A 21,619-nucleotide genomic window follows, 5' to 3' on the forward strand; every position below is an offset into this window, starting at 1 on the left:
GCTTTATAGCCTAAATTGCTCACCAAGATAAACATCGCGAACTGTTTGGTCGGCGAGTACATGCTCAGGTGTGCCTGATGCAATTAGCTCCCCATGAGAAACTATGTAGGCTTTTTCACAAACATCAAGAGTTTCTCGTACATTGTGGTCGGTAATAAGCACGCCAATACCACGGTTTTTAAGGTGTTCAATAATCTTCTTTATATCTAACACTGAAATAGGATCAACACCAGCAAAAGGCTCATCAAGTAAGATAAACTTTGGATTTGCGGCTAAAGCGCGCGCAATTTCTACCCGACGGCGTTCACCGCCTGATAGTGCCATACCTAGGCTGTCGCGAATATGTTGAATGCTAAATTCATCAAGTAAGCTGTCTAGGGCTTCTTCTCTGGCTTGTTTTTTTAGGTCTTTGCGGGTTTCTAAAATCGCCATTAAATTTTGATACACAGTCAATTTACGAAATATTGATGACTCTTGAGGCAAGTAACCAATCCCTAAGCGGGCGCGGCTGTGCATTGGCAGTAATGTAATGTCATTATCATCAATGCTGATTTTGCCTTTGTCGCTTGGCACTAAACCAACAATCATATAAAAGGTGGTGGTTTTACCTGCGCCATTTGGGCCAAGTAAACCAACAATGCTGCCAGCGGTTACTTCTAAACCAACACTTTTGACAACTTGGCGGCCTTTGTAGCTTTTAGCTAAAAATTCAGCTTTTAATGTACTCATGGCTGGCCTTTCGATTTGGTTTTATTACTGTTTACAGGCACTAGTATAGTGTGTACGCGATCATTTGAACTTGCGCCTTTTTCGGCGCTAATAAGCTGCTGATCCATGTCGTAGGTAATGCTTTTAGCGTTAATTTTTTGACCTGCTTGGGTAATTTGTGCATCACCAATTAATGTTAAGTAGCGCTTTGCAACGTCGTAACGAACTTCATCAGCACTGGCACTCATTACTGTGCCATCAGTTTGTTTTTCTTCAAAGTAAGCCGGGCTGCCAGTGGCGACAAGCAGTTGTTTGTTATCCCCTAAATCTTCGCGCTCATGGACTTCAAGTCGATCTGCTTTGATACGGCGGTTGCCATGAATGATTTCAACATTTTTTTCAAAAATACCGATATTATCTTTCAGCTGCGCGAGTTGTTTGTCTGCTCTGATCGATACTTGATCCGCAGGTGGTGCCGTATTTTCAGCAAAGCTTGCAAAGGCAATGAATAAGCTTGGTATAATAAGCAAGTGAGTAAATTTATTGGTCATAATATATGGTTCGCGTATGGTTAATTAGTTCTACCACTTCGGCTTTTAAGTCGGCATGGAGGCCGCGCCCAGTGATCTTCAGATTTGGTCCGCTCAATTCTACAGGTTGTTCAGAGCTCATAGTTTGCAGTTCAATATCAACCTGAATATTATCTGCGTTTATATGTTCAATCATGGCATTGTTGGTGAGGTTTTTAGCCACTACATTACCTTCTAAAATTAATTGATGGTTTTCATATAAAGTGGCTTCATTGGCATTAATTTGCCACGTTTGTTGTTGATTATAAAGTGTAAAAATAGGTTGTTCAAAGTAAGTGAACCCTAACTTTTGGTAGAGTTCCATTTTTGCTGCTGTTACTTTGTGGCTAATTTTACCTTGCTCATCAAACGCGGTTTGTTTTAATGCCACTGCAGTGTAATCAGGTTCAGCTATTATATCTTCTTGGTTTTGTACTGTGCTTGCTGGCTGATTAAAATAAGGAAGCCACAGCCACACCATGCAGCCAACAAATAATACGCATAATATTAAACGAGGGCTATTCATGAGCTCGTGCCTTCACTGGTTAATGATTTACCATTTTCGAGCATTAATAAATCAGTGAGTTCACGCACCGCCCCAAAGCCACCAGGCAACATAGTTGTATAATGTGAAATGCGCTTGATCAAAGGATGTGCATCATTTACTGCCACCGCAAAACCAACTAATTCCATTACTGGCAAGTCAGGTCCGTCATCGCCTATGTAAGCGATTTGTTCATCGCTTAACTGCAATTTATCTTTGAGCTGTTGATAAGCTTGCAACTTGTTTTCTTGACCTTGGTAAATATGCGGTACTGTCAGGCTAGTCATTCGTTGCTGAACTATCTGTGAATGACGACCGGTGATCACGGCAACTTCAAAACCGCTGTTGATCAGTGCCTTTATGCCAAAACCATCTTTAGTATTAAACGCTTTGAGTTCTTCACCTTGATTGCCAAGATAAATGCGGCCATCTGAAAACACCCCATCGATATCACAGATCAGTAGTTTGATTTTTTGTGCTCGCTCGCTCGCATCATCTGAAAGTGGCTGATATAAGTCAGCAAACTGCATTATAAAACTCCTGCTTTGAGCAAATCTTGCATATTAAGAGCACCAATAGGGTGGTGTTTATCATCAATCACAATCAAGCCATTGATACGCTTATTCTCCATGATATTGAGCGCTTCGGCGGCAAGCATATCTGCGGTTGCTGTTGTGCAAGAGCGAGTCATGACAGTGCTTATCAAAGTACTGTGAATATCTATTCGTTGCTCTAAAATTCGGCGTAAATCACCATCAGTAAAAAGCCCTGTAAGTAGCCCTGTATCATCAACAATGGCTGTCATACCCAAGCCTTTTGCCGACATTTCGATTAATGCATCTTTGATACATTGCTTATCATTGATCATAGGCGTTGCTGGGCCACTGTGCATAATATCTTTTAAGCACAACAGTAAACGCTTGCCTAAACTACCACCAGGATGCGATAGCGCAAAATCATCGGCTGTAAAGCCACGAGTTTCTAGCAGAGCAACGGCTATTGCATCACCCATTGCAAGTGTTGCGGTCGTGCTTGCCGTGGGCGCTAGACCTAATGGGCAGGCCTCTTGGCTTACTTTGATGCATACATGGGCATCAGCCCAATTTGCCATTGATGATTCAGGGTTACCTGTCATGGCGATCATTTTTGCGCCAATACGTTTAATAACCGGAATAATATTCAGTACTTCGCTGGTTTCACCTGAGTTTGATAGCAGCATCACCACATCATCACGAGTGATCATCCCTAAATCACCATGACTTGCCTCACCAGGATGGACAAAAAACGCTGGCGTGCCAGTGCTTGCCAGTGTTGCAGCAATTTTATTACCAATATGCCCTGATTTCCCCATACCGACTACTATGATCCTACCGTGACACTGATACATCAATTGGCAAGCTTTATTAAAGTTTTCGTCTAGATATTGGGTTATATCAAGCAGTGCTTGGCGCTCTATCTCAAGCACGCGCTTACCTTGTTCAATAAAATCTAACTGCGTCATAGTGTTATCCATATAGTGGGTAGCATTAAGCAACTTGGCTGAAAATATAACCTTGATATACTAAAAACGCGATCAATAACAGGCCACCTTCAACTCTATTAATGCGTCTTGTGCCCCTAAAACTCAAGGACATAGCAATAAGGGCTATGGTGGCACCAATCATTATTAAGGCATCACGGTTTGCCGCTGAAGGATCAATAATCGAAGGGTTAATAATCCCAGCTAGTGGCAACACTGCTAAAATGTTAAAGATATTTGAGCCAACAATATTACCCAGTGCTAAATCATCTTCGTTTTTTAATACTCCTGCAATACAGGCTGCAAGCTCAGGCAGACTGGTGCCAATAGCAATAATGGTTAACCCTATTACTAAATCACTTAGGCCAAAGTATTTGGCTATATCAACTGCTGAGCCAACTAAAAAATGTGAGCTGACAGGCAGTAATATCATACCAATAATTAACCAAAGTAAAGCCGATTTGGTTGGCACGTTATCTGGTACGTCTTCACAGGCTTCACTTACAAATGGGTCATCAGCTTGGTTTTTGGCGCGAATAGAAATAATAACTAAGCCCGCAATAAAGACCACAAAGCCAATGATTAATGCAACGCCCTCAGCAAATGAAAAATAGTTATCAGAAAATATATACCAAGCGGCGATAGACACTAGCAGCACAAGTGGCATTTCGCGTTTTAGTGTCATTGATGATACTGAGAGTGGGCGCAATAACGCGGTAATACCTAAAACAAGTAAAATATTGGTGATATTTGAGCCAACAGCGTTACCCACGGCAGTGTCAGTCTTACCTGCAAGCGCGGCTGATGCTGAGACCATCATTTCAGGAGCTGACGAGCCCATCGCAACAACCGTTAAACCAACAATAAGGGTAGGAACACCGAAATTTTTTGCCAGTGCAGCAGCACCATAAACAAAGCGATCTGCACTCCAAACGAGAGCTGCAAATCCGAGAATTAAAATGACAAAAGAAGTCACCATTACGTTACGCCAATTATTCAAAATGAGATGGCTGTAAATAGTAACAAAAGCCAACCTGAAAGTATAAATAAAAGAATCAGCCCAATTTATTGGTTTTTGTTCAGCAGCAAGTTATTTAAGCAACAGTTAAGCCCATTGCTGTAAGGGTTGTAGAGCTATTACATAGAATATTACAAAATTTTACGAATTGTTTTTTCCATCTTGCTGCAAAAACGCTTAAAATAGGGGAACTAGTGAAAATAGTAATGGAGAGCGACTTGTCGCAACCAATAGTAGAAATCAAGGATGTAAGCTTTTCTAGGGGTAATCGCTGTATATATAAAAATATGAGCTTTAGTGTCCCTAAAGGAAAAATTACGGCAATTATGGGGCCAAGCGGAATTGGAAAAACCACCATGTTGCGTTTAATTGGTGGCCAATTAAAACCAGATAACGGCACTATTTTATTCGAAGGTAATAACATTCCTACTATGTCGCGCAAAGAGCTTTATGCGGCGCGAACCAAAATGAGTATGTTGTTCCAAAGCGGCGCATTATTTACCGATATGTCAGTGTTTGACAATATCGCTTTTCCGCTGCGTGAACATACTCGTCTTAGTGAAGACTTAATTCGTCTTGTAGTATTGATGAAATTACAAGCCGTTGGCTTACGTGGCGCACAAGATCTAATGCCTTCAGAACTGTCAGGTGGTATGGCACGTCGCGCTGCATTAGCACGTTCAATCGCACTTGATCCTGAATTAATTATGTATGATGAGCCATTTGCTGGGCAAGACCCTATCTCCATGGGGGTGTTAGTCAAGTTGATTAAGTCGCTTAATCAAGTGCTTGGGTTATCATCATTAATTGTCACTCACGATGTAACAGAAGTGATGAGTATTGCCGATCACGTTATCATTATTGCCGATCAAGGTGTTATTGGTAGCGGTACGCCGGATGAAATGCGTAATCATGAATCGGCTTTAGTTCAGCAGTTCTTAAAAGGATTATCTGATGGCCCAGTGCCGTTTCATTTTCCTGCTCAACCTTATCAAGAAGAATTACTGGGAGGGCGGCGCTGATGTTTGATTTTTTGCAAATGCTAGGTCATAAAACGTTAGGGCGGTTTGCTGCACTTGGTCGCTCCACTCAGATGTTGATTGGTGCGTTATGGAGTTTGCCTAACTTTAAAAAAGGCACGCCGTTATTAATACGCCAATTATATATGGTCGGCTCGCAGTCACTGTTGATTATCCTTGTGTCGGGCTTGTTCATTGGTATGGTATTGGCGTTGCAAGGCTATACCGTATTAGTTGGTTATGGCGCAGAAGATAGCTTAGGGCCGTTAGTGGCCTTGAGTTTACTCAGAGAGCTAGGCCCTGTTGTTACTGCATTATTGTTTGCAGGGCGAGCTGGTAGTGCATTAACCGCTGAGATAGGTTTAATGAAAGCCACTGAGCAGTTATCTAGCTTGGAAATGATGGCGATTGACCCTCTTAAGCGTATTATCGCGCCCCGCTTTTGGGCGGGCTTTATCAGTATGCCATTACTGGCGTTAATATTTTCAGCAGTTGCAATTATTGGTGCTCATTTAGTGGGGGTTGATTGGCTGGGGGTGGATACGGGAAGTTTTTGGTCTATCATGCAGTCGCAAGTATCATTCCAGCAAGATATTTTAAATGGCATGATCAAGAGTTTTGTATTTGCTATCGTGGTTACATGGATTGCGCTCTATAAAGGCTACGATTGTATACCGACCTCTGAAGGGATCAGTAAAGCAACAACAGAGACAGTTGTACACTCATCTTTGGCTGTTTTAGGGTTTGATTTTATTTTGACAGCGGTAATGTTTACTAGCTAATAAAGGTATAGATAATGAATTCACGGAAATTAGAAATTTTAGTTGGTTTTTTTGTTGCGCTAGGCATCGCTGCTTTTGCTATGTTGGCGTTAAAAGTTGCCAATGCAGGGATCAGCGGCAACGGCGAAACCTACTTATTGAAAGCTAAGTTTGAAAACATTGGCTCGTTAAAAGCGCGCGCACCAATTAAGGTAGGCGGTGTTGTGGTGGGTCGAGTTGAGGCTATTTCAATTCACCCACAAGAATTTGTGCCAGTTGTTGATATGACCATTGATGCGCAATATCAATGTCGTTTTTCAGATACCAGCTCAGTTTCAATTTTGACATCAGGCATCCTAGGTGAGCAATATTTAGGGATTAACCCTGTCATTGCCCCAAAATCAGCTGAACAAGCGTGTTTAGGTGTTGCGGTAACAAGTAATGATAAAAACTTAGGGTTAGACGAGTTATTTGGCGTTGAAAGCAAAGCACTAAACGATGGTGACTATATCACCGACACGAAATCAGCATTGGTGCTTGAAGAGTTGATCGGGCAATTTTTATTCAATCAAGGCGGCGAGTAAGTAATTATGTTTAAGAAATTTTTAATGGTAGTTGCGCTAACTTTCAGCGCAATCAGCGTAGCAAGCGATGCGATCGATTTAAAAGACCCATATAAAATGGTCCGCCAAGTATCTGATAATACCTTTCAACGTATTACTCGTGACCAGCCTTTAATTGAAAAAGATAAAGAGCACCTACGAGTTATCGTCAAAGAAGAGTTGATGCCTTATATTGATTATAAATATGCTGCATTGCGTGTTTTAGGTAGTCATGTATCAAAAGTGCGTGCGATTAAAGATCCCGCAGAGCAAAAGCAAGCTGTTGAGGATATAAAACACTTTATTGATGTGTTTCAAGAATACTTAATAGCAACCTATGCTGGCGTGTTTACGCAGTATACCAACCAAAAAGTAGAGTTTGGTCCAAGCAAAGAGTTTGCTGGACAAGACCTAGTATTAGTGAAAACCAAGATTATCGAGCCAGGCAAGCCGGAAATTAAAATTGATTTTAAAGTACGTGAAGATCGCGATGGCGAATGGCGCGCTTATGACATGGTTGCTGAAGGTATTAGCTTATTAGATGCTAAGCAAAGTGAATTTCAAGGCATTTTACGCCAGCAAGGTATTAACCATGTAAGTAACCTACTTGAACAGAAAAGTAAGTTGCCAGTGCAGTTTAGAGGTGACGGCGGTAATGAGTAAAGTAACGGTTACTCAGCTTGACGAACAGCACTATCGAGTCAGTGGTGAATTGACTCGAAATTCAATTTCTGCTGAACGACTTCTGAATAAAAACTCGCAAAGTAACCATAAAAACTGGTATTTTGACCTTTCTGAGGTGTCTAGGGTTGACACGGCGGGCTTAGCTTGGTTAATTCACTCTTTCGCAGAATTAAAGCAGCAAGGTATTCACCTTGAATTGCAAAATATTCCTGAACAACTGCAAAAGTTGATGCAGTTGGGACAGGTTACCAACCTATTTGAGTGAGAGTTATGGAAACAAGCCAAGTCGAAACCCTATTGCGCGACGAATTGCAATTAGCTGAAGTACATGTGAAAGCCAATGGTAGTCATTATGAAGTTATCGCAGTCGGCGATTGTTTTGACGGTTTAAGCCGAGTAAAAAAACAACAGCTGGTATATGGTCCGTTGATGAACACTATTTCTGACGGCACAATCCACGCAGTTTCGATCCGTGCATTTACACCAACTGAGTGGAAGCGCGAACAAAAATTCATTTTACCTCAATAAAAAGGTTTCCTCATGGATCAATTTGTAATTCAGGGTGGAACCGGACTTGCCGGTGAAGTCACTATCTCTGGCGCTAAAAATGCTGCATTACCTATTTTGTTTGCAGCATTATTAGCTGATGGTAAAAGTACTTTTAAGAATGTGCCTCGTTTACGCGATATTGGCACCACGGAAGCATTATTAAAAACTCTTGGTGCAGAAACCCAATGGTATGGTGAACAGCTTGTTATTGATGGTGGCAAAGTTGATAAAACATTAGCCCCTTACGAGCTAGTTAAACAAATGCGTGCATCTGTACTCGCTTTAGGACCATTAGTTGCGCGTTTTGGCCAAGCACAAGTGTCGCTGCCTGGCGGCTGTGCAATTGGTGCTCGCCCGGTTGATATTCATATTCAAGGTTTAGAGCGTATGGGCGCTGTTATTAGCGTTGAAAATGGGTATATCAATGCTAAGGTAGATGGGCGTTTAAAAGGTGCTGAAATCTACATGGAAATGGTTAGCGTAGGCGCGACCGAAAATTTATTAATGGCCGCAACCTTAGCTGATGGCAAAACCGTATTAGAAAACGCGGCGCGTGAACCTGAGATTATAGATTTAGCCGTTTGCTTAACAGCAATGGGCGCAAAAATCAGCGGTGCAGGAACTAGCCGTATTGAAATTGAAGGTGTTGACAAGCTGCATGGTTGTGAGCATCGTATCTTGCCTGATCGAATTGAAACTGGCACATTTTTAGTAGCCGCAGCAATGGCGGGTGGCGAAGTGCTATGTAAGCTTACCGATTTTCATAGTTTAGAACCTGTGATTGAAAAATTGCGTGCTACTAATGCTTTAATTGAAGTACATAAAGATAGTATTTATCTTGATATGCGTGGTCGTGAACTGAAAGCCGTTAACATTAAAACCATGCCACACCCAGGTTTTCCTACCGATATGCAAGCGCAGTTTACCGCGTTAAATGTAGTAGCAAGTGGCAGTGCAACTATTACTGAAACAATTTTTGAAAACCGTTTTATGCATGTACCAGAACTACAGCGCATGGGGGCTAACATTCGTTTAGAGGGCAATACTGCAATTTGTGGTGACACTAAGAGTTTGAGTGGTGCGCAAGTGATGGCAACCGATTTACGTGCATCAGCGAGCCTAATTTTGACTGGTATTGTGGCACAAGGTGAGACGGTTGTTGACCGTATTTACCATGTTGACCGTGGTTATCAACGAATTGAAGATAAACTCAGCGCACTGGGTGCAAATATCAAACGTAGAAGTAGTTAATAGCCTAGAAGCTAGAAGCTAGAAGCTAGAGCCCCTAGGTCCTAGCTTCTAGACCCAGGGTTTTTATAGTTTAGTCTCTAACTCTGCAACCTTCACCATTACTTTTAGTACTTTTGCGTTTCGATAAAGTTCAAACTCAATCTCATGGCCTGGTTCTGAATTCCCAATAATGTTTAAGGTTTTTTGCGGATTAGTGACATTTTCCCCTGCAATTTTTACAACGATATCTTGCTCTTTAATACCTGCTTGCCATGCAGGCCCTAACGGATCAAGATTGGTAATGCGCAGGCCAGCCACTGGCGTATAGTTATCGCTGACTTCTTTACCAGTGCTATCAACGGCGGTGCCTGTAAAGCCTAAATAGCCTCGTACAACACGACCATGGCGGATCAGTTTATCCATAACCTCTTTGGCTAACGAATAGGGCACAGCAAAGAAGATTCCCTGAATATCGAGATTTTCGCGGGTTTTAAATTGTGCTGAAGTGATACCGACCAGATCGCCGTTTGAGTTCACCAGTGCACCGCCTGAGTTGCCGACATTAATTGCCGCATCCATCTGTAGCAGACTATTATAAGGGCTATCGGTAATTTTTTGCTTACCCGTTGCACTGATGATCCCTTGGGTGATTGTTTGCCCTAAGTTAAGTGGGTTGCCAATCGCCAGTACCACATCGCCAACACGTGGCGAAAAACGCTCACTAATTGGAATAACTGGCAAGTGCTCCACGTTAATTTTCAATAGTGCTAAGTCGGTGATGGTATCAAAACCGATGAGCTGAACATCAAAATAACGGCGGCCATCAGTAAGTAGCACCATAATTTGATCTGAATTATTGATCACATGATAGTTGGTTAGAATATAGCCATCACTCGACATGATCACCCCTGAGCCAAGTTCTTGCACGGTGTTTTGTCGTTTATAGCGCGGCTCTTTTGAAATGCTTTCAGAAATGATTGTCACTACTGATGGCGCTGCGCGCTGTACTGCATCGGCAAAACTCAAATGGTCAATACTCATAGCACTTGGTAAGGGTACATTAGGTAATAGCGTTGCACGCATATTTGGACTAAAAAAAACCACCAAAAAAGCGATGCCGAGTCCGGCAAAAAGCGGGGGAAGGACAAACTTAAAAAATTTCAGCACAATTGTCTTATTCTTAGTGAGCAATCTTCTAATGATGACATAAAAAAAATAGCAGCGGCAAGTACCACTGCTATTATTTGTGTGATTTACCTAATATTTATTTTATTGGATCAAAACAAATACTGATTCACGACCACGCTGCACTCCAAGCACGATATTACCTTTGGTGTTTTCGATGATCTTATTCATGTCACTAATTGTTTCAACACGTTGACGGTTTACTTGCATTACCACGTCGCCTTCTTCAAGGCCGACTCTAGCCGCAGGTGAACGCGGATCAACAGTTGTCACCTCAACCCCTTTATTACCATTCTTTTGGGTGTTTTCAAGTGTTGCACCTTGGAAGGCTGGATGTAGTTCATCACCGGCTGCGGTTAGTGCTGATGCACCGTCAAGGGTAACTTTAACAGTTTGCACTTTGCCATCACGATAAATGCCTAATTTTACCTTTCTGCCTTCACCAAGCGTGGCAATTTTACTGCGCAGTTCATGGAAGCCGCTGATCTCACTACCATCAATACTAATAATGACGTCACCTGCTTTAATACCCGCTTCACTGGCGGCTGAATCATCCATTACTTGCATAACATAAGCGCCTTGTTTTACATCAAGCTGTTGCGCTTTAGCAAGGCCAGCATCCAGTGGGCGCCCAGAAATACCTAGTGAGCCACGACGCACTTCGCCATGTTCAATAATTTGGTCCACGAGATTTTTCATCATATTGGATGGAATAGCAAAACCGATACCGACATTGCCACCTGATGCACCTAAAATGGCTGTGTTAATACCAATTAGCTCACCGTTTAAGTTAACTAGCGCACCTCCTGAATTACCTTGGTTAATAGCTGCATCGGTTTGAATAAAATCTTCATAACCTTCAATATTTAAACCACTGCGCCCCATTGCACTAATAATCCCTGAGGTAACGGTATGACTTAAACCAAATGGATTACCAATTGCTACTGCAAAATCACCCACTCGTAGTTGATCTGAGTTTGCCAGTTTAACGGCGACTAAATCCTCGGCATCAATTTTTAATAACGCGATGTCTGACTCTTTATCACTGCCGATTTTTTTTGCTTCATACTCACGGCCGTCTTCAAGGGTTACCAGCATTTTTTCTGCATCTTGAATTACGTGGTTATTGGTAACGACATAGCCTTCTTTGGCGTCAATAATAACGCCTGAGCCTAAACCACTAAATTCACGCTTTTGGCTACGCGGTTGCGGATTGCCAAAAAAGAAATCAAGCGGATCAGCACGACGACGAACTTCCTTTGAACCGGATACTTGGATACTAACAACGCCTGGTGTTATTTGTTCTAACATAGGCGCTAATGTTGGTAATTGTTGTCCATTGACTGCGATAGGCATCTTAGCCATTGATACTGCAGGGGTTAATAATAAACTGGCAGATAACATTGCTGCACTGATTAACGATAATTTCATTTTCATAGTCAGGGTTTACTCCACATCACAGGAAAAAGCACAAACAAAAAAAGGCTGCATAGGCAGCCTTTTATTAATTTAGTCCAAAACACTTTAAACTTGATTGGTTCTTTAGAGTGTTTTAGCACGTATATAAACATAAGCTGCTCTATAAACAGACTGTGGGGTCAAAAAAAAGTTCATCAAGAGGCTTTAGAATGTTCTGAAACTTTATCTTCGCCAGCGAATAAGCCTGATTCACCTGATACATAATCAGCCGGTTGAGCATGCGCAGATGAACGGTCACTTTGACGTTCTTTTAGTGAGCGTTGTAGCTGTTCGGTGGTTTCTTTAGAAAAAAACGGTTCGTTAGGATGCTGTTTTTTATCTGTTAATAGCAGCTTATTAGTTTCATCAACATGATTTAGCAATTGGTCGTAGTTGTCTTTCATCTTGTTGACGAGTCTACCTGTGCTTGCTAAATGATCTGCAACATCTTGACGGTATTGTTCTAATGCATTTTTAGCTTGTTCTGCTTGTTGCTCTAATTCATCTTGCTTAAATTGCTTTTTAGTGACGAAGGCGCCAAGGAAAAATGCAGCTACTGCCACAATAACAATAATGCCGATCCAAGTAATTGTACCCATAATCATACCCCTTTGGGAATTAATACATAAAAATAAAATAACGCCTAGATTGCGTACTCAAGAATAAATCCTGTTGCTGCTAATATACCCCGAGTTACGATGCGTGTTAACATATTGCGTAAATTAAACCGTGTTTTATTGTAACTATCTATGACTCCTTGGCAAAAGTACCAACAAGATTTACAGCGTGATGACTTTGTTTACGATGCTGCGCAAGAAAATGCAGTACGTCATTTACAAAGGCTCTTCGATGACTTAGCAGCGCAAAAACCTGCCACTCAAGGGTGGCTTTCTAAGCTATTTAATAAAAATAGCACGCCAGTTATTAAAGGGTTGTATTTTTGGGGAGGAGTAGGGCGTGGTAAAACCTATTTGGTTGATACCTTCTATGAGGCGCTGCCGGGAACGCGCAAGATGCGCGTACATTTTCATCGTTTTATGCACCGTGTTCATGATGAACTAAAGAAATTAGATAAAACAGCCGATCCGTTAGAGGTTGTGGCGGATATTTTTAAAGCAGAAACTGACATTATCTGTTTTGATGAGTTTTTTGTGCAAGACATTACCGATGCCATGTTACTTGGTGGTTTAATGGAAGCTTTATTTGCGCGCGGTATTGTTTTAGTCGCAACGTCCAATATTATACCTGATGAGTTATATCGCAATGGCTTACAGCGCGCGCGTTTTTTACCAGCAATCGCACTTGTTAATGCAAATACAGAAATTGTGAATGTGGATTCTGGCATTGATTACCGATTGCGTACTTTAGAGCAAGCCGAGATATTTCATAGCCCATTAGACGAACAAGCCGATAAAAACCTGTTTGAGTATTTTGACAAGTTATCTCCAGAGCCAGGTAAACTTGATCAACCTATCGAAATTGAAGGGCGAAAGATCAAAACCCGCAAGGTCGCTGATTGTATTGTGATGTTTGATTTCTCTCAGTTGTGTGAAACCGCGCGCAGCCAAGTCGATTATATGGAAATAAGCCGTTTATATAACACTGTTATTTTATCGAACGTAAAACAGCTTGGCCAAAATAACGATGATGCCGCTCGTCGGTTTATTGCGTTAGTCGATGAGTTTTACGAACGCCACGTCACATTGATTATCTCGGCTGAAAAACCGATCACTGAGCTTTATACCCAAGGTAACCTTAACTTTGAGTTCAGACGCTGTATTAGTCGATTGCAAGAAATGCAGTCGCTAGAGTATCTAGCAAAAGAACATTTGGCTTAATGAGTCGTTAGCCGTTAGTAAAGATAAGTTTTCTTTTAATTCTTTACCTCAATACTAACAATGTTGATAAGCTGAGCCATATTATCTATCCAAAATAAAAGCCAACTATACAAAAAAGTATAGTTGGCTATTAAAATTTTACAGACTTTAAAAAGGTGCGTATATCTTTTCTACACTAACCTGTCATAGTAACAAACTCTTCAGACCCAGTCGGGTGAATTGCGACTACAGAATCAAAATCTGCTTTGGTTGCGCCCATCTTCATGGCCACGGCAAAACCTTGGATCATTTCATCAACCGCAAAGCCTAAGCCGTGCAAGCCAACTACTTTTTCATCATCACCTGCGCAAACCAGCATCATGTTGCAAGCTTGGCGGTGCTGGGTAACCGCTGTGTACATAGCTGCAAACGTTGATTTATACACTTTTACGTTTTCGCTACCGTACTGTGAAATTGCTTCTTGCTCAGTTAAACCAATCGTTCCAATCGGCGGGTGACTAAATACTACCGTTGGCACTAAGCTGTAATCCATTTTTAAATCATCAGGTAGTTTTTTATTAAATAAACGCTCTGATAAAGTACGACCTGCTTTTACCGCTACAGGGGTAAGCTCTATACCGCCTTCAATAATATCGCCTACAGCATAAACATTTTTAGCCGTGGTATTTTGGTATTCGTCTACCTTTACGTAACCGCCTTCGTTTACTTTAACCCCCGCTGCCGCTAGGTTAATTTTATCTGTGGTAGGGGTACGGCCAATGGCCCAAATAACTTGATCAACGTTTTGGCTATAACCATTTTCAAAGTGGATAGTTAAGCTGCCATCGCTTTCTTTAACCACTTCTTTGGGTAGGCATTCGGTATGCAGTGTAGGCCCTTCTTTAGCCATAATATCAACAAGCGTGTCGATGATATATGGGTCAAAAGTGCGCAGAGGCTTATTTTTACGCACAAATAAATGGGTTTCTGTACCTAGGCTGTGCAGCACTCCGGCGATTTCTACCGCGATATAACCGGCACCAACAACGGCAACGCGTTTTGGTTGTTCATTCAGTTCAAAAAAGCCATTTGAATCGATACCGTGTTCAGCACCTGAGATATTTGGAATGCTAGGGCGACCGCCTACGGCTACTAAAATATGCTCGGCGGTGTAGTGTTCGCCGTCTACTTCGACCGTTTTACTGTCAACAAATTTAGCGAAGCCTTTAATAACTGTTACGCCGTTTTTAGCAAGGCCGTTGTCATAACCTTTATGAATACGGCTAATATAGGCTTCACGGCTTTCTACTAGCTTGCTCCAGTTAAACTCTTTTACTTCAATATTAAAGCCATAATCAGGAGCGTATAAGTTAATTGCTTCAGCAACTTGAGCGCCATGCCACATCACTTTTTTTGGCACACAGCCTACATTTACACATGTACCGCCCATGTGTTTTGCTTCAATTAGTGCCACTTTCGCGCCACGCATTGCTGCACGGTTAGCTGACGCTATTCCGCCGCTGCCGCCGCCAATTGCAATGTAATCAAAATGCTGAGCCATAGTTATTCCTCAAGTTTATATAAACGTATTTATCCGATAATAACACATGAAAGACCCGTTAAAAGCCCCTTGTATTTCGAGACGTATGCCCCAACTTAAAAATCATATTCGAAACGATTTGAGAGCTAACATGAGCGATTTACAAAATAACCCACTAATAGGCCTTGAAGGCTTACCGCCGTTTTCAAAAATTAAGCCAGAGCATGTTGTGCCAGCGCTAAAAGCGGGCATTAGTGAATGCCGCGCTAAGATAGACGAAGTGTTGGCTAATAAATCATTCACTTGGCAGGATTTAGTGTTACCTCTTGAAGAAGTTGACGATAAATTGTCGCGAATGTTTTCTCCGGTATCGCATATGAACTCTGTAGTTAATAGCGATGAATTACGTGAAGCGTACGAACAATGTTTACCACTTATTTCAGAGTATTCAACCTTTGTTGGTCAACACCAAGGGTTGTATGAAGCCTACAATGCACTGCACAACAGTGATGAATTTAAAACATTAAGTACGGCAGAACAAAAAACGATTACTAATGCATTGCGTAGCTTTGAATTATCGGGCATCGCCTTGGCGCCTGAGCAGCAAAAGCGCTACGGCGAGATCAGTGCACGTTTATCAGAACTTGCGGCTAAATTTGGTAATAACGTGATGGATGCCACATTGGCTTGGCAAAAGCACATTACTGATGAAAGCGAGCTCGCAGGTTTACCTGAGTCGGCATTAGCGCTAGCGGCAGATACAGCTGCAAGCAAAGAATTGGACGGCTGGGTATTTACTCTTGATTTCCCGTCTTACTTACCGATCATGACTTATGCTGATAACCGCGAATTACGCGAAGAGACGTATACGGCATTTGCAACACGCGCATCTGATCAAGGCCCACATGCTGGTCAGTTTGATAACTCTGAGATCATGAGCGAAGAACTCGCGCTGCGTCATGAAATTGCGCAACTGTTAGGTTTTGCCAGTTATGCTGAAAAATCATTAGCCACAAAAATGGCTGAAACACCAGAGCAAGTATTCTCATTTTTAGAAGACTTAGCTGCTAAATCTAAACCTCAAGCTGAGCAAGAGCTCGCTGAGCTGCAAGCTTACGCTAAAGAAAAACATGGCATTGAGCAACTCGCTGCGTGGGATTACGGTTATTACGGTGAAAAGCTTAAACAAGAGAAATACGCAATATCAGACGAAGTACTGCGCCCGTATTTCCCTGCAGATAAAGTACTAAGCGGCTTGTTTGAAACAGTAAATCGTTTATTTGGTATTAGTGTTAAAGAGTTAAAAGACATTGATACTTACCATAAAGATGTACGCTTTTTTGAAATTTACGACAGTAGCAATACCTTGCGTGGTCGTTTTTATCTTGATTTATACGCGCGTGATCACAAACGCGGTGGCGCGTGGATGGATGACTGCATGGGCCGTAAAGTACGCGCCAATGGCGAGTTACAAACGCCTGTAGCGTATTTAGTGTGTAACTTTAATAAAGCGGTTGGCGATAAGCCTGCACTGTTTACTCATAACGAAGTCACCACTTTATTCCATGAGTTTGGCCATGGTATTCACCATATGCTAACCCAAGTTGATGCCGCGCCAGTTGCGGGTATTAATGGTGTTGCATGGGATGCTGTTGAGCTGCCAAGTCAGTTTTTAGAAAACTGGTGTTATGAAGAAGAAGCACTTAACTTTATTTCAGGTCACTATGAAAGCGGAGAGTCATTGCCTAAAGAGTTATTGGATAAGTTACTAGCCGCTAAAAATTATAACTCAGGCATGCAAATGCTGCGTCAAATCGAGTTCTCGTTATTTGATTTTAGAATTCATAACGATTATCAAGCGGGTGAAGAATGCCAAATTCAAGCGCGTTTAGATGAAGTACGTAGCCATACGTCAGTTGTTAAAGCACCAGAGTTTAACCGTTTTCAACATGGTTTTAGCCATATCTTTGCTGGTGGTTATAGCGCGGGTTATTATTCGTATAAATGGGCTGAAGTGCTCTCAGCTGATGCGTTTTCCAAATTTGAAGAAGAAGGTATTTTTAACCCACAAACTGGGCAAGCTTTTATGCAGCATATTTTAGAAAAAGGCGGCAGTGAAGAGCCAATGGAGTTGTTTAAAAACTTCCGTGGTCGTGAGCCAAGTGTCGATGCACTATTGCGCCACAGTGGTATTGCAGCTTAAGCACTACGTATACTGGATATAAAAAGCGCCGTTTGGCGCTTTTTTACTATTTAGAGTAATAAATTGTCGCAAAATCAGGGCTCCGTACTATGCTTTTTTAAGTAATTAATAAAAAGGAATTGGGTATGACAAAACTGGTACTGGCGATTGATGATGATAAATATGTTCATCGAGTAATAGAGGAATCATTAGCGGGGTTTTGTCAGTTAATTCATGCTAAAAATGGCGAAGAAGGTTTAAGGCAAGCTTATAAATATAGCCCTGACATTATTCTATTGGATGTTGAAATGCCCGGTAAAACGGGCTATGAAGTGTGTCGTGAGCTGAAAAGTAATGAGCAAACCAAAGATACCCCAGTAATGTTTTTGTCGGGTAAAAGCGAATTACCAGAACGAGTTAAAGGCTATAACGCCGGTGCTGCCGATTACATTGTTAAACCTTTTAATGCTGAAGAATTAGTGGCACGTATTCGGGTGCTTTATCAGTATCGTCAGCATTCTATTAAGTTAAAAAATGATGTAGAGCGTGCGCAAAACACCGCTGAAATAGCCATGATTGACTCCGGCGATATGGGTCGCATAATGCGTTATGTCGGGCAAACTTATCATGCTCATGATGTGCAATCATTATCGGCCTATTTTTTTGAATTTTTTCGACCGTTAAATCTCGATGTGGTCGTGGCATTTTGGTATCAAGACGTAGGGGTTGTGTGTACTGATGACGGTGGTGTTTGTCCGTTAGAACAAGAGCTATTAGAAAAGCACCGCGATTCAAACCGGTTTGTTGATTTTAGTAGTCGTACTATTGTTAACTACCCTAAAGTGTCTATTTTAATTAAAAATATGCCTTTAGATGATGTTGTGTTGTATGGCCGCTATAAAGATTTATTCCCGCATATTTTGGAAGTAACCAATGCTAAAATCCAAGATATGGAGGTAAACGAAAAAGCATTAGCTCAAGCGCATGCGGTTGGGAATGCTTTTAATGAGCTTTCTTCGCAATTATTTGTCAGTAGCGAAGCGCGCGAAGAAGCAGTCGCAAAACTAGCAACCCAGCTATCTGATTTACGCGCTCTTATGCAGCAAGATCCCACTTTTGCTACGCACCAAACCTTGGCACTGCAAGTTGAACAATTAGAGCAAACACAATTACAGTTAACTATCTTAAATGATGATTTAACTTTTATTAAGCATCAGCTCAACCATATTATTGAATCGCGCAACGAATTGATCGACAGCTTGAGTAAAATTGCTACACCGGAGCACACTCAAGACATTACTTCGCAAACGGATATTGAGCTATTTTAGTGCTATAGCGCCAAGCAGTTGATATACTTCGCGAGCTATTTACGGTCGGAGTTTATTTTGGTTATACAGTGTCTTTTTAAAGAAGTACGTCCTTATCTGAATGAAATTGAGCAGCGTTTTGGGCTTGTTGAGTGGGCGGCGCAAAGTGAAGGCTTTTCACTTCATTATGATGATCAAGGATTATGCTTACGAAAAACCAATGAACCAAAACTTGGTGCTATTAGCGTTGACTTTGTTACTGGTGCAGTGGCTCATCGACGTAAATTCGGTGGCGGTAAAGGGCAATCAATTGCGAAAGCGGTGGGTTTAAATAAAGGAGCGACCCCCGTTGTTCTAGATGCGACCGCAGGGCTTGGCCGTGATGGTTTTGTATTGGCATCACTAGGTTGTAAAGTGATTTTACATGAGCGTCACCCAGTTGTTGCGGCCTTGCTTTATGATGGCTTGCAACGTGCTTATAGTGATGCTGAAATTGGCTCGTGGATGAAGCAAAACATGAGCCTAGTGTTTGGCTCAAGCCATACGTTACTCGCGCAATGCGAAAGTATGCCTGATGTAGTTTATTTGGATCCAATGTTTCCACACCGTGAAAAGTCAGCACTGGTTAAAAAAGAAATGCGGGTGTTTCAAGACTTAGTTGGTGCTGATAACGACGCCGATGACTTACTTGAATTTGCCTACCCACTTGCCAGCAAGCGAGTGGTGGTTAAGCGCCCCGATTACGCACCGTTTTTAAACAACCAAACGCCAAGCATGCAAATAAAAACCAAGAAGAATCGCTTTGATGTGTATGTTAAAGCCGCTATGGTGTGAGGCTTTATTCGTATTTTTTAGTTTTGTTCCCATAAAGTTATAAGTGTTTCATATCGGCTTTCATTAAATTGTCATAAATAGTTAATATTGTACGCGCAGTTACCCAAAGGAATTTAATTTCATGCGCGTGTCATCATTCACTCGGTTGCTGGCTATTTTGCTGGCATTGGCTAGCCTGCTGTTAGGCGGAACCTTGTACTGGGCAAGTCAAACCTTAGTTAAACTCGAACAACAAGACCAATCTTATAATCAATTAAAAAATAAAATACTTGTTGATTTAAAAGGCTTACTAGAAGATTACTTAGCACAGGGTGATAGTCAGTATTTAGGGAAAGCGTCGGATTTAATTAGCCAAGTAAAAGACACCCAGCTGGCCATTTTGCCAAGTGACTTAAAACAACAATTAAATAGCCAATTAAGCCAACTCGATACTGATATAAAAGGTAAGTATCGTGCTTTAGGTAAACTGTCAGGGAATGAAACAGCATTGCTTGATAATGCACTTAGGCAAATGGCGGGCTCAGCTTCTTCATTAATTGGTTATGCTAACAAAGCAGGGCAACAAAATACTAACGCGCAGGCTTATTATCAGCTTGCCAGTGATTACTACCGCGAAGTGGCAAATTTGTCGTTGTTTACTTATCAGCTAATGCTTAGCTTTGATCAAGGCACACAAACCAACTTACAACAAAGTATTGCTAACTTAAACCGTTTAGCAAAGCAGATTGACGAGCTTGAAAACTTAGGCGTTATGAGTGAAGTTGATGAAGATAGTTTGTTTATAGATGAAGAAGCCGAAGATTTAGCAGGTGAAATTAAGGCAGAGCTAAGAAGCTGGCCGAACCGCTACCCACGTGATTTAGAAAACACCATTGCACAAGCTCAGCAGCGTCAAACAGGCATACAGGCTCTGCGCAAACAGATCAGTACACTTTCTGACACGGTGATAAATGCTGAGCAGCAACTTAAAATTCAGCAAGGTACGTTAAAGCAGCGAGTATTCGTAGTGTTTTGTATTGCCATTGGCATGTTGGTTGTATTGGCTGTTGGTGTTTACTTTGTACAGCGAAATCAAGTATTAACCCCGCTTCGTCAATTACGTGATGGCTTTGCATTTTTAATCGAAAGTAACGAATTAAAAAATATTGAAAGTAGTAACTCAAAAACAGAAGTTGGTGAAATAGCTAGTTACTTTAACCAGTTAATTGAGCGTCAACGGTTAGAGGCTGAAGAGCGTGCACAAATGCTCAAGGTGATTAACGATTTTATGCAAGAAATGAGCGAGCATCTACATACGATAAGTCAGCAAACAGATGTCAGTCATCATCAAGTTGAACAAAATCAAGAATTATTGGCTGATATTCAACATATTGGTGAGCAAGTAAATGATATAAACGGCAAAGTAGCAGATAACGCCAAGCATACGTTTTCAGCTATGGAGCAAAGTTTAGGGTTTGCCCAAAACATGCTTAGTGCTAGCTCAAATACACAACAGCGGGTGGATCAAGGTTTACATAGCTTGCAAGAGTTACTCAGTGGTGTACAAGACGTAGGAAAAGTTATTGAAGTGATCCGCAATATTGCAGATCAAACTAATTTGCTGGCACTCAATGCTGCGATCGAATCAGCGCGCGCAGGTGAACATGGCCGTGGTTTTGCTGTGGTTGCAGATGAAGTGCGCAAGTTAGCTCGGCAAACACAAGGTTCGTTGAGTGATATTAATAATCAGCTCAATCTATTGAGTGAAAACTCTACTATGGTGTCAACGCAAATATCTGCACTAGCTGATGATGCTCAATTGCAAACCGATAATGCCCAAGAGCTGAAACGAAACTCCGAAGGGGTAGCTCATAATGCACAGGATGCTAATAAAGTCGCTTTTGATGCAATGGAGTTGGCAAAGCAGCAAAACTCATTGTTAGAGAACTTCAGCCAGTCAATGCAAAGTATGAAAGGGCAGGTGAGTGAATCCAGTTTATTAGTGGCTGATATTCATCAGCGTTTACAGCAGCAAATGCATACTATTCGCAGTAGTTTAGGATTGTAACTTTGCTTGCAAAGGCACAGTTACTCGCAACTCGATGTTAGGGTTG

The 21,619-nt window shown here is 41.6% G+C and carries 22 protein-coding genes; 12 read left to right on the top strand and 10 right to left on the bottom strand.

Features of this window, described 5'->3' with window-relative positions; all coding sequences use genetic code 11:
- Window positions 1-3 precede the first annotated feature (3 nt).
- Genes lptB through J7338_RS14875 form a run of 6 tightly spaced genes read right to left on the bottom strand, consistent with a single transcriptional unit; the run spans window position 4 to window position 4,319 of the window.
- Window positions 4-729 carry an LPS export ABC transporter ATP-binding protein gene (gene lptB / locus J7338_RS14850; protein WP_210797782.1) on the bottom strand — a complete coding sequence of 242 codons (726 nt, stop codon included), beginning with the start codon at window positions 727-729 and terminating at the stop codon, window positions 4-6.
- Window positions 726-1,259 carry a lipopolysaccharide transport periplasmic protein LptA gene (gene lptA / locus J7338_RS14855; protein WP_210797783.1) on the bottom strand — a complete coding sequence of 178 codons (534 nt, stop codon included), beginning with the start codon at window positions 1,257-1,259 and terminating at the stop codon, window positions 726-728. The genes lptB and lptA overlap by 4 nt, the downstream gene beginning before the upstream one ends.
- A complete protein-coding gene (gene lptC / locus J7338_RS14860) occupies window positions 1,249-1,803 on the bottom strand; it encodes an LPS export ABC transporter periplasmic protein LptC (RefSeq protein ID WP_210797784.1) in 555 nt (184 codons plus the stop codon). The genes lptA and lptC overlap by 11 nt, the downstream gene beginning before the upstream one ends.
- Entirely contained in the window at window positions 1,800-2,351 is a 552-nt protein-coding gene (kdsC, locus tag J7338_RS14865) for a 3-deoxy-manno-octulosonate-8-phosphatase KdsC (RefSeq protein WP_210797785.1), read from the bottom strand. Before kdsC ends, lptC begins: the two co-directional genes overlap by 4 nt.
- On the bottom strand, window positions 2,351-3,322 hold the full coding sequence (locus J7338_RS14870; protein WP_210797786.1) for a KpsF/GutQ family sugar-phosphate isomerase: 972 nt from the start codon (window positions 3,320-3,322) through the stop codon (window positions 2,351-2,353). Before J7338_RS14870 ends, kdsC begins: the two co-directional genes overlap by 1 nt.
- Before the next feature lie 25 nt (window positions 3,323-3,347).
- Entirely contained in the window at window positions 3,348-4,319 is a 972-nt protein-coding gene (locus tag J7338_RS14875) for a calcium/sodium antiporter (RefSeq protein ID WP_210797787.1), read from the bottom strand.
- Window positions 4,320-4,564: 245 nt separating this feature from the next.
- On the opposite strand from J7338_RS14875, the gene mlaF reads away from it, so the two are divergent.
- The 7 genes from mlaF to murA are packed head-to-tail and all read left to right on the top strand — an operon-like array spanning window position 4,565 to window position 9,224.
- Window positions 4,565-5,380: a phospholipid ABC transporter ATP-binding protein MlaF gene (gene mlaF, locus J7338_RS14880; RefSeq protein WP_210797810.1), complete on the top strand. Its 816-nt coding sequence runs from the start codon at window positions 4,565-4,567 to the stop codon at window positions 5,378-5,380.
- On the top strand, window positions 5,380-6,159 hold the full coding sequence (gene mlaE / locus J7338_RS14885) for a lipid asymmetry maintenance ABC transporter permease subunit MlaE (RefSeq protein WP_210797788.1): 780 nt from the start codon (window positions 5,380-5,382) through the stop codon (window positions 6,157-6,159). The genes mlaF and mlaE overlap by 1 nt, the downstream gene beginning before the upstream one ends.
- Window positions 6,160-6,173: 14 nt before the next feature.
- Window positions 6,174-6,722: an outer membrane lipid asymmetry maintenance protein MlaD gene (mlaD, locus tag J7338_RS14890; protein ID WP_210797789.1), complete on the top strand. Its 549-nt coding sequence runs from the start codon at window positions 6,174-6,176 to the stop codon at window positions 6,720-6,722.
- Between the two features lie 6 nt (window positions 6,723-6,728).
- The gene (locus J7338_RS14895; RefSeq protein ID WP_210797790.1) at window positions 6,729-7,403 is read left to right on the top strand and encodes an MlaC/ttg2D family ABC transporter substrate-binding protein; all 675 of its coding nucleotides are present in this window, start codon (window positions 6,729-6,731) and stop codon (window positions 7,401-7,403) included.
- Complete coding sequence (locus J7338_RS14900) at window positions 7,396-7,689, top strand: STAS domain-containing protein (RefSeq protein ID WP_145236776.1); 294 nt, start codon at window positions 7,396-7,398, stop codon at window positions 7,687-7,689. The genes J7338_RS14895 and J7338_RS14900 overlap by 8 nt, the downstream gene beginning before the upstream one ends.
- A gap of 5 nt (window positions 7,690-7,694) precedes the next feature.
- The gene (locus J7338_RS14905; protein ID WP_149980598.1) at window positions 7,695-7,952 is read left to right on the top strand and encodes a BolA family protein; all 258 of its coding nucleotides are present in this window, start codon (window positions 7,695-7,697) and stop codon (window positions 7,950-7,952) included.
- A gap of 12 nt (window positions 7,953-7,964) precedes the next feature.
- The gene (gene murA, locus J7338_RS14910; protein WP_210797791.1) at window positions 7,965-9,224 is read left to right on the top strand and encodes a UDP-N-acetylglucosamine 1-carboxyvinyltransferase; all 1,260 of its coding nucleotides are present in this window, start codon (window positions 7,965-7,967) and stop codon (window positions 9,222-9,224) included.
- 63 nt (window positions 9,225-9,287) lie between these two features.
- Here murA and J7338_RS14915 read toward each other — a convergent pair whose 3' ends face one another.
- From J7338_RS14915 to J7338_RS14925, 3 genes are all read right to left on the bottom strand, one after another.
- Window positions 9,288-10,370: a trypsin-like peptidase domain-containing protein gene (locus J7338_RS14915; protein WP_210797792.1), complete on the bottom strand. Its 1,083-nt coding sequence runs from the start codon at window positions 10,368-10,370 to the stop codon at window positions 9,288-9,290.
- 102 nt (window positions 10,371-10,472) lie between these two features.
- On the bottom strand, window positions 10,473-11,825 hold the full coding sequence (locus J7338_RS14920) for a Do family serine endopeptidase (protein WP_210797793.1): 1,353 nt from the start codon (window positions 11,823-11,825) through the stop codon (window positions 10,473-10,475).
- A 176-nt stretch (window positions 11,826-12,001) separates the two neighbouring features.
- On the bottom strand, window positions 12,002-12,445 hold the full coding sequence (locus J7338_RS14925; RefSeq protein WP_210797794.1) for a Z-ring associated ZapG family protein: 444 nt from the start codon (window positions 12,443-12,445) through the stop codon (window positions 12,002-12,004).
- A 150-nt stretch (window positions 12,446-12,595) separates the two neighbouring features.
- On the opposite strand from J7338_RS14925, the gene zapE reads away from it, so the two are divergent.
- Entirely contained in the window at window positions 12,596-13,684 is a 1,089-nt protein-coding gene (gene zapE, locus J7338_RS14930; protein WP_210797795.1) for a cell division protein ZapE, read from the top strand.
- Between the two features lie 175 nt (window positions 13,685-13,859).
- On the opposite strand, the gene gorA is transcribed toward zapE, so the two are convergent.
- A complete protein-coding gene (gene gorA / locus J7338_RS14935; RefSeq protein ID WP_210797796.1) occupies window positions 13,860-15,224 on the bottom strand; it encodes a glutathione-disulfide reductase in 1,365 nt (454 codons plus the stop codon).
- 130 nt (window positions 15,225-15,354) lie between these two features.
- On the opposite strand from gorA, the gene prlC reads away from it, so the two are divergent.
- The 4 genes from prlC (at window position 15,355) to J7338_RS14955 (ending at window position 21,573) form a co-directional block, all read left to right on the top strand.
- A complete protein-coding gene (gene prlC / locus J7338_RS14940) occupies window positions 15,355-17,406 on the top strand; it encodes an oligopeptidase A (protein WP_210797797.1) in 2,052 nt (683 codons plus the stop codon).
- A gap of 125 nt (window positions 17,407-17,531) precedes the next feature.
- On the top strand, window positions 17,532-18,713 hold the full coding sequence (locus J7338_RS14945; protein ID WP_210797798.1) for a response regulator: 1,182 nt from the start codon (window positions 17,532-17,534) through the stop codon (window positions 18,711-18,713).
- 57 nt (window positions 18,714-18,770) lie between these two features.
- Window positions 18,771-19,526, top strand: a complete 756-nt coding sequence (locus J7338_RS14950; protein ID WP_210797799.1) for a class I SAM-dependent methyltransferase — start codon at window positions 18,771-18,773, stop codon at window positions 19,524-19,526.
- Between the two features lie 121 nt (window positions 19,527-19,647).
- Window positions 19,648-21,573 carry a methyl-accepting chemotaxis protein gene (locus tag J7338_RS14955; protein WP_210797800.1) on the top strand — a complete coding sequence of 642 codons (1,926 nt, stop codon included), beginning with the start codon at window positions 19,648-19,650 and terminating at the stop codon, window positions 21,571-21,573.
- The last annotated feature ends 46 nt before the right edge of the window (window positions 21,574-21,619 follow it).

Source organism: Pseudoalteromonas ostreae (assembly GCF_018069805.1).
In the GTDB taxonomy this organism is placed as follows: domain Bacteria; phylum Pseudomonadota; class Gammaproteobacteria; order Enterobacterales; family Alteromonadaceae; genus Pseudoalteromonas; species Pseudoalteromonas ostreae.